Origin of the sequence: Acinetobacter sp. YH16051, assembly GCF_013417135.1 — a bacterium.
Lineage (GTDB): Bacteria > Pseudomonadota > Gammaproteobacteria > Pseudomonadales > Moraxellaceae > Acinetobacter > Acinetobacter towneri.
Genome location: NZ_VPEN01000043.1, coordinates 1 through 4,965 on the forward strand (window position 1 = coordinate 1; position 4,965 = coordinate 4,965).

Below are 4,965 nucleotides of genomic sequence, written 5' to 3' on the forward strand. Positions count from 1 at the left end.
GGTTTGTATATCTCCCATTTTCTTTTAGAAGCTGCTCAATAGCGTCATATACGTCTTGCTTGGTCACAGCACTTGAAATTTTGTTATTCACTTAGTTACTCCAAAGTGAGTTATTGATTTTATTTACTTTACTAAACTTAGTTTATTTAGTTTAGTTTAGTTCATTTAGTTTAGTTTATTCACTTCACTTTAGATAGTGTAATTCATTCCAAAATTTAAAGTTTGAATCGGTGCAGTTTTGGCAAAAAAAGTATAAAAAAAACCATTCTTAGAATGGGTCATACCTGTAGCCATCATCTTTACTTGGCGATGGTGTTGGTGTTGGTGTTGGCTCAATATCTCGCACCTGGCTAACTTCAACTGGTTTTTTAAATCGGTCTTTGGCTGTATCGAATAGAGAATCTAGGCGGTCATGCTCACGTTGAGAGAAGTAAGTACCTAACCGCTTTTCAGCAAATTTCACCATTCTCTTATCATTGGCAATCATCTGTTGAATGTGATCACGCATCTGGTCTGTCATGTCTTTTTCTTGGCGTGAGAAGTGCTGTAAAGCGTTGTACTTCTCGCATATAGCTTCATACAGCTCAGTCCCCATCGGATTTTTTTTGTGATACTTCAATTCTTGTATTTCAGCCCAATATTTCACGTCTTTGGCTGCACTAACATAGCTGTATGAGAATATACGTGCAGCATCAATTGGGCTTTTCGGTTTAATAGCAAAGCCTTTGGAATTGATAGCTGTTAATACTCGATTGCTTTCTTTAATTGTGTGGTCAAATCTCTCAGTGAGTCTTCCAAAGTCGTTAAGCGTTCGCTGACTTCTGTGGTATTTAGAAGTGAGCTGGCGGTAGAAATCTGTGAAAGGGTCTGTGTTAATTTCGATTGAGTATCCTGAATATCTTTGAGCATCGGCTGAATTTGCTGATTGATCTTGTCTTGGACTAACTGATCTATATTTGATTCCCTCAAGGCACTGGTTAAGGTTTTTTCCAAATAAGCCTGCGTTTGTTTTGAGAATCCTTTGATAGATTCGTTCAAAAAGTCCACTGGTGGCTCTTCTTTCATCTGTTGAAGTAGTGCTGCGCTGCGCTTCTCCAATTGCTCGATATATATCTTCTGTCCGTCGATGCAGTTCTGTTGCAGCTTGTTTTGCTCCTTCAAAAGACTGACTTGCTGACTGATTAGCTGAGTTAATTCGCTCATTTACTTCACCAATGAAATTATGATCAGGATTAGCAGTAACGCTGTGCATGATACTGACAAAATTAGACTGATTTTCTGCTGTTGTTGCTGTGTCTGCTGTTGCTCTAAGCTCTGAATATTCAAGTTTTCGGCTTGCTTCACTAAAGTTTGGACTTGATTCAATAACTCTGCTGATTTCTGTGTGAGCTTGTAAACTGACTCCGTTTGGTCTTGGGTTTTGCTGATCAAAACTTGACTGTGCTGTAGTATCTCGTTGTCTATGATCTGTAAGCGTTTCAGCGTATCTGTCTGCAAAGAATCTAGCTCTTGATTCAGTTGCTCGTTGAAGTTTGTTATAGAGTTCATTAACTCGTTTTGCATCGACTTCATTTGCTCTTGATGCGCTTTGATCTGCTTCTGCTCTAGCTCGATTTTCTGCGTAAGCAGTGACATTGAATCCATCTTTATAAAACTCCCCTCCGAGCTTCACGGCTGTCTTATCACCGTGTAATTTGACTGAAATAGTGTCTTTAGCGTTTCGTGTGATGATTCCATATTCAGCAAGCGTTTGGACAACATCGTTACGGTCTTGAATCACGCCTGCGTTAATGCGTTGGGCAACGATTTTATTTAAAAGCTCTTTTTTTTCAGGCTTGGTTTTACCTGCAAAATTAATTTCAATGGCCGCCAATCTTTGTGAATGCGTGTGGTGCGGTAGCTGTACATCAGCTTTCAAAATTGCGAGGTCATCAGGTTTGGACCAGCAATGTTTTTCGTTTAAATAATCTCTGAGTTTATCGAAGTATTTTTCGTGTCCGGGAGGAGCAATATTTAATGACTTACCTGTTCCAAGATCGACACGCGGCACCAAAACATGCACATGCTTTGAACCATCTTGCGCAACATGCAAAACAGCATTCATGTGATAGCGTGTCGGGTCTAAATCAGCAAAAGCATGTTTTTCAAATTGATCTAATGTTTCTTGAATCTGTGCATCAGTCGGATTGTCTTGTTTTGACCAAGCGATTACTGCTGACGAATAGCGGTAATCAAAATCTAGGCTTTCAGTAATGGCAACAAATGTTTGTGCATCACCTCTGAGCGTCTGAATATCAGGACGCAAATCGCCTTTTGCATCTTTTTCAGCAAGTAAATAGCCAACCGCTTTGCGTGGACAGCCTTTCCCATGTTTCGTAAATTTAATGTGCATCGGTTTCGACCTCCACTAACTCAACGGCTTTGACTGCTCGGACTCTCGCATTCTCGATAGCGGTATCGGACATTGTTGTTTTTTTAATTTCACCAATCACGCTATGTATATCTTCTTGGATTGCTTGAAGCACTTGCAGACACTCGATAAAGCTAAATTCTTGAGTGAGATCCAACTCTTGTTGTTTGTCATTTTTAATTAGGTTCAAGGCTCTAGCACACTGATTCAGATTTGTACCGACTCGACCAAGTTCGAATAATACGGCTGGGTCTACTTTTGGTGGTGGTCGATGATGCTTTTTTTGCTTGAGTGGAAATGTGGGTTTCACATAGTTTTCAATTTCAACTAAATGAAATTCTGCACTAATCGCATTTTTAATTAGTCGATTGTTGAAGTCACTAAACTGTAAGTTTCTTTTCTCAAGAAAATCATCAAGCTGATTTTTTTCATCAACTGTCAGACGTAGACGTTTAACTTCTGATTTCGGATTGATCTTTTTAAATTTTGTTAAGTCTTCATCATCCATTTTTACCACTCCCCTGCTTATGGTTTTGGATGGGGGTTTGGGGGCGAAGCCCTCAACAAGACTTCTGTGCTACAACTTTTCGGAACTGCGTAGCAGGGCTGAAAATTGTAGCTACAGAGTAGGCTTGCTTAATTACAATAGCATCTTGAATTTGTAATAACAATGTTCGGTACGAATGTTGTTATACAAGTTCAAAGGCTATCTGTAATTGCGGTATTTGATGTTGAGGTATTTGATGTTGAGGTGTTTGGTGTTTGAGGTGTTTGGTGTTTGAGGTGTTTGGTGTTTGAGGTGTTTGGTGTTTGAGGTGTTTGGTGTTTGAGGTGTTTGGTGTTTGAACTTTCTAATTGTTTTTAGTTATTTTCTATTTAACTTATAAAACAAGAATAATAAAAACCCCCACTTTAAAGCTAGGGAAGATTCAAAACAAACCCCAAGAGGGGCTGTTATCTGATATGGCTTATCTGCTATCACTTTATCAAACCTTTTTTCTTGCGCCGATAATATGTAGCTTGACCAATTCCAAGGGCTTCCCAAGGCTTTTTTGAACGCTCTGAATCAGCTTTAGGGCCACGTTTGGACTTGGCACCTCCCTTCGCACCACGTTTAGCTTGAATCTCGCTGAAATCTCCATAGCTGAAACGCTGCCAAACCCATTTAGCAATACTCTTTGATGTCGCCTTTACTTCGCTATACGGTAAAGGTTGTTCAAAACCGCTATTAATCGCTTCTATTTGCGCCCTGACGGCTCTTTCCCACTCGTGGCTAGAGTTGTGGTGCATGTAGTCTCTAATCGCCTTATACGCCCAATGACGCCCTTTCTCGAACATGGTGACATTGCGACCTAAACCAACTACTTCAAGTTTTTTCGGTATCTTCTTCGGCAGATCCACGAAGTCAGCAAGATAATCCAGCGAATACGCTTTATCAGTCCAAAAAATCGTCCTCCACTGGTCATTGAGAGGATTTTTTGTGATCAAATGAGAATAACTGAGATCAGCACCCATTTTGAGTGCAAAAGCGTAGTAAATAGCTTGTGCGTACTTGATTGCTTTCACACTAGCAAACTCGCTTGTACAAAGCGGTATCTCAAGCTTGTAGCAGTGATGGCAATGACCGTTGATTGGGTTCTGTGTTGTCCAAAACGGCTGTGGCAAACCTGCGTCAAACCAGGATAAAGCGGAATCTTCTTTGTCATCATCAAAGACAAAGTAAATCGTCATAAGTGGCGGATTAACTTGAATATAGGGCTTTTTAACCGCAATAGATTTGGGACGAATAAGCATATAGCCTGGTTTTTCGTCCATACAATAAGGTTTAATCGGTAGGTCTTGATAAAAAATTGACCGAAAATCAGTGTCTTTTGCTTCACATTTATTCATTTATAACAGTAACCGCTTGCAAAGCTCGCAAACACTGCTAAAATTAAGACATATTCAGGTGTTTAATTTTTAGTGTTTTCAAGCATTTAAATTAAAATTCCGAAGAAAGACAGGACGGCAATCCTGTTTTTTTTCGCCTATGAAAATGTAGCACTATTTTCAGTAAAAGCATACTGCAGTAAAAACAGTGATTTAGAGATGCTTTTTTTTTCGAGTACAGCAATGTAAAACATTGCTACGCAGAAAAATAAAGGGTCATCTTCTACTTTTACGCTTGATCACGTTGAATGCTTGATTTAACTCAATCGGGTCATAGTTCAAGCTTTTACACAAAGTAAAAAAGTTTTGATTGTCCATTTTTTCATGACACCAATTTAGCTGTAACAGCCAATGTTTTTCTGCATTTAATTGTTCGCACACATCATGTAAATAAGACAAGTCTACATTTTCCATTTCAGAAAAAGTAAGCATTGCAGCATAAGCAACGTCACTGATTGATGATGTTTCAAAGTGCTCGCTAATATCTATTTTCATAATTTTTTCATCTCCTACATTGTGAATCCGTTGTCATTATTACGTTCAATAGCTTTTGTTTCAGGCTTCGCCTGAAATAACGGCTTAACTTCGTTTTCTTTTTTATCAAGATCATTTAAGCGATATTCGTT

The 4,965-nt window shown here is 39.0% G+C and carries 4 protein-coding genes; all 4 read right to left on the minus strand.

Annotated features, from left to right (window positions below; all coding sequences use genetic code 11):
• Positions 1-268: 268 nt before the first annotated feature.
• Entirely contained in the window at positions 269-2,392 is a 2,124-nt protein-coding gene (locus FTV41_RS13555) for a relaxase/mobilization nuclease domain-containing protein (RefSeq protein ID WP_179996691.1), read from the minus strand.
• On the minus strand, positions 2,382-2,918 hold the full coding sequence (gene mobC, locus FTV41_RS13560) for a plasmid mobilization relaxosome protein MobC (RefSeq protein ID WP_179991717.1): 537 nt from the start codon (positions 2,916-2,918) through the stop codon (positions 2,382-2,384). Before mobC ends, FTV41_RS13555 begins: the two co-directional genes overlap by 11 nt.
• A gap of 470 nt (positions 2,919-3,388) precedes the next feature.
• The gene (locus FTV41_RS13565; protein WP_179991720.1) at positions 3,389-4,300 is read right to left on the minus strand and encodes a replication initiation protein; all 912 of its coding nucleotides are present in this window, start codon (positions 4,298-4,300) and stop codon (positions 3,389-3,391) included.
• Between the two features lie 255 nt (positions 4,301-4,555).
• On the minus strand, positions 4,556-4,834 hold the full coding sequence (locus tag FTV41_RS13570) for a hypothetical protein (protein WP_179991719.1): 279 nt from the start codon (positions 4,832-4,834) through the stop codon (positions 4,556-4,558).
• Positions 4,835-4,965: the final 131 nt, after the last annotated feature.

Bases quoted from the DNA above. Each gene is read 5' to 3' on its own strand.
- FTV41_RS13555 (WP_179996691.1), bottom strand. From the start codon at position 2,392: ATGCACATTAAATTTACGAAACATGGGAAAGGCTGTCCACGCAAAGCG.
- FTV41_RS13570 (WP_179991719.1), bottom strand. From the start codon at position 4,834: ATGAAAATAGATATTAGCGAGCACTTTGAAACATCATCAATCAGTGAC.
- FTV41_RS13565 (WP_179991720.1), bottom strand. From the start codon at position 4,300: ATGAATAAATGTGAAGCAAAAGACACTGATTTTCGGTCAATTTTTTAT.
- mobC (WP_179991717.1), bottom strand. From the start codon at position 2,918: ATGGATGATGAAGACTTAACAAAATTTAAAAAGATCAATCCGAAATCA.